Annotated in this window: 5 protein-coding genes; 4 read left to right on the plus strand and 1 reads right to left on the minus strand. The window is 36.6% G+C overall.

Annotated features, from left to right (window positions below; genetic code table 11):
• The first annotated feature begins 501 nt into the window (after positions 1–501).
• The 3 genes from TY10_RS32440 (at position 502) to TY10_RS02775 (ending at position 1,751) form a co-directional block, all read left to right on the plus strand.
• The gene (locus TY10_RS32440; RefSeq protein ID WP_081735078.1) at positions 502–618 is read left to right on the plus strand and encodes an IS3 family transposase; all 117 of its coding nucleotides are present in this window, start codon (positions 502–504) and stop codon (positions 616–618) included.
• A gap of 132 nt (positions 619–750) precedes the next feature.
• Positions 751–1,221, plus strand: a complete 471-nt coding sequence (locus TY10_RS28600) for a hypothetical protein (protein ID WP_052350317.1) — start codon at positions 751–753, stop codon at positions 1,219–1,221.
• 101 nt (positions 1,222–1,322) lie between these two features.
• Positions 1,323–1,751 (plus strand): hypothetical protein, encoded by a 429-nt coding sequence (locus tag TY10_RS02775; RefSeq protein WP_042160365.1) that lies wholly within the window; start codon positions 1,323–1,325, stop codon positions 1,749–1,751.
• Positions 1,752–2,208: 457 nt separating this feature from the next.
• On the opposite strand, the gene TY10_RS02780 is transcribed toward TY10_RS02775, so the two are convergent.
• The gene (locus tag TY10_RS02780; protein ID WP_052350318.1) at positions 2,209–2,718 is read right to left on the minus strand and encodes a hypothetical protein; all 510 of its coding nucleotides are present in this window, start codon (positions 2,716–2,718) and stop codon (positions 2,209–2,211) included.
• A gap of 181 nt (positions 2,719–2,899) precedes the next feature.
• Between TY10_RS02780 and TY10_RS32650 the strand changes: the two genes are divergently transcribed.
• Positions 2,900–3,244, plus strand: a complete 345-nt coding sequence (locus tag TY10_RS32650; protein ID WP_042160367.1) for a YhjD family protein — start codon at positions 2,900–2,902, stop codon at positions 3,242–3,244.
• The last annotated feature ends 54 nt before the right edge of the window (positions 3,245–3,298 follow it).

Genomic DNA, 3,298 nt, shown 5'->3' on the forward strand with positions numbered 1-3,298 from the left:
AAACTGTCCATGTCTATTTTCACTAGCGGAGTTGGAACAAACAAAAGCAATTAGAAGCTCCATTTGGTGAATTTTAAGTCTCATCATCCAATGTCCCTGCTATGTGATTTGCTTGATGTATGGAGAAGCGCTTACTATCGATATATTAAGCGCAAACAAGCAGACCCTGATGGAGAAATCAAGCAACGCATCAAGGCGATATATATACAGAATGAGTGAACATACGGCTGTAGGAGGATTCAAGGTGACTTAGAACGTCAGTACAACGGTGAACCATAAGAAAGTAATACGACTAATGCAAGAAATGGGTATTAGATCTATTATTCGTGCTAATGTCCCTACTTTAGTAATTATCAAGTCGCACAATCAGATGGCAGAGTATCTCCAAATCTTTAGGATTGTCAGCATGTCGCACAGGGGCAATTGCATAGAGAACGCCGTAATGGAGAGTTTTTCTCTTATCTGAAGGCGGAAGCATTCTAACCCTATGATAGTAGTTTAATTGGCGAGGTTCAACAACGAATTGAGGGGTTCATTCGATTTTACAATAATGAACGAATCCAAATTAAATTTAAAAAACAGACACCAATTGATTATCGACTACAATGTACAGCATGAGCGTGTTAGAAAAAACAACTGTTAGAACAGGACTTCATTAGGCTAATGGGCAGTTTAGTTCCAATATGTGTTAAAGTTAAGGGGGCTTGATGAACTTAAGGTGAATTTCGTTAATGAAAGGTAGGGAAGCAGATGGGGACCGACATTCATGTATATATCGAGCAAAAAACAATCAAAAATGACAATCCTTTGATGACTGAATGGAATAGCATAGATGAATGGTCAAATGACCCTTACTTTGAAGTAACGGAAGTTCGGAAAAAATATTGGACAGATAGAAATTATCTATTATTTGCGATATTAGCGAATGTAAGAAATCGATATAATATTCAACCTATATCGTTGCCAAAGGGACTCCCTGACGATGTAAGCCCAAAAGTGAAAATTCGAAGCGACGAGGAAAACGGGGACGCACATACAAGAAGTTGGCTTAATTTAAAAGAACTTCTCGAATATGATTGGCAACAAAAAATCGAGGATGACGGTAACCAAATCTTTCCTCTCGAAGCGTTGGTAATCCCTTTTGTGAATGAATTTATTCCTCGTTTGAGTAAAATTGACAAGCCTGAGAATGTACGTATGGTCTTTTGGTTTGATAATTAGAGTGACTTGTTGAACTAACGCGGAACGATAGCTTAATAACAACCCCTGACAGCGGACTAGATACGATCGGCATCCACGTCGTAACATTAAAAGAGGTAAAGATGAACCTAAAAGAAATCAATGATTTACCTGATTATTTATCGACGGAGACTTTAGCTTCTTACTATCACAATGTTCTAGAGAATTATGAAACCGGTAAGTTTGAAAAAGGAGATTTTCTGTCATCGCTTATTCAACTTACTGACAGGCAAGTAATGACATACGAGTTATTGAAAGAAGAAATCCGAAGCAATGTTGATGAAGTTTTATGCAAGTTGTGGAATATCGATTCTTATGAGGATGTAGATACAATTCTTTCGATTGTTGTAAACCTTGGACTGGTGGAATGCTTTAAGATTATTTCTACATCAATAAATGATGTTAAGAATGAGAAAATACTGAACGAAATAACTGACACAATTAATGAAGTTGGAGATAACATCTCAAACCCTTATCATGATTTGGAAAAACTCAGAGGAACATTAGGTTAACTGGGAACGTTAGTTGAACTCAAATAATTCGAGAAACACCATTCGTGTGCAAAGGTCTAATGAAATAATATAACCAAAGTGAAAAATTCGCATTAATGAGCTTGATCATATCGTCATTTGATGACGCACTGACAGAAGGAAAGATCGAGGATGGAATTTGGAAAAAGTTAAAGGGACATTTAATTAGTGATATTGATTTGCATAGGGAAACAATCTTGTATTGGTCGTTAGATGATGTAGAGATAGACGATTTTCAATTACACCATGTATGAAAGAGATTATCCTGGGATTGATAAATTATTCCATTAATTCCTGATTACGCTAACGATGACTATAGTTCAATCATTGAAGCGGCAGACCATATTTTGGTCTGCCGCTTTGTCATTTAAATAGTTCAGTTCATAGGGCTTTTTTCATTGTATACAATATTGGGGCTTGACCAGCTGACGGGCTTTTTTTATTTTATTGACTCTATTGCTTTATTCATTTGTTCCTCATTTGATTTAACTGAATCGCTATCGACTGTATCTGCGCCACGGTAAGTGTACTTAGTATTTTGGAGAAAATCAAAAGCGAATCTATCTATTGGCAATGCGTCTTTATCATCGTAGTGCCTTTCGACAACTGTAGATATAAATATATTGCTGAGCATATATTCGTCGTTGCTTATGTCTTTTAAATAATTTCCTTGCTTATATTCATCTAGAATATACTTTTCAAATTCTTTCAATTGTTCTTTTCTTACGGTATATTTGCGGGCCAGCATTGTGACTTCGTCGAATTTTTCAGTTGTACTAGCGTCTTTAGTAGCGATAGTTTTAACTTGTGCGTTCCAATCAACTGTAGGTTGCGCAGTGACAGATGGGGAATTATTGATCTTTGAAGAATCGATATTAGTTGTTGTGCTACAACCAGTAATTGAGATGGCTGCGATAGTAGTGGCAAGAAATAATAGGGATTTTTTCATATTATTCTCCTTATGTAGTTAATTGACCCAATCCATTCTATACCAATCAAATCATTTTGGCTATCACGAATAGAATTGATATTGAAGTAAATTCCCAAACGCTTGCGATTTTGAAATGGAATCTTGAGATATTAATAGATTCCTATTAAAACAAGAGCAAATGTTCCTTTTTGGTGATTAAGTGAGCAATCACATAACTGAGGAAGAATACCGATTAGTTAGAGATTACTGTATACTGCCTTTTGTACGGGATGCGGTCATCAATAATAATGAGAAGATCAAACAATCTGAATACTCCATAAAGACACTGTTTTTCCTTAGTGGAGAAATGGTGCTAAAAGTGATTGAGAAAGATATACGAGAAGTACGGCAGCGTGTTTGGAAGCTCGGAATGCAGATTATAGAGGTTAAGCGGAGTGACGATGGTATATTTTACGAAGTTATCCTGCGCGGTTATAAATCTGAGTATGCGCTGTTGCGGCATGTTGTCGGAATGAGATGTCCGACCGGCTACAGCGGTACATAGGAGGTATGTTTAATTGAGAATTCAATGAATAAAGCCCATTGGCCTTATAAGGCC

It is taken from the genome of Paenibacillus gorillae (assembly GCF_000513275.1).
Lineage (GTDB): Bacteria > Bacillota > Bacilli > Paenibacillales > Paenibacillaceae > Pristimantibacillus > Pristimantibacillus gorillae.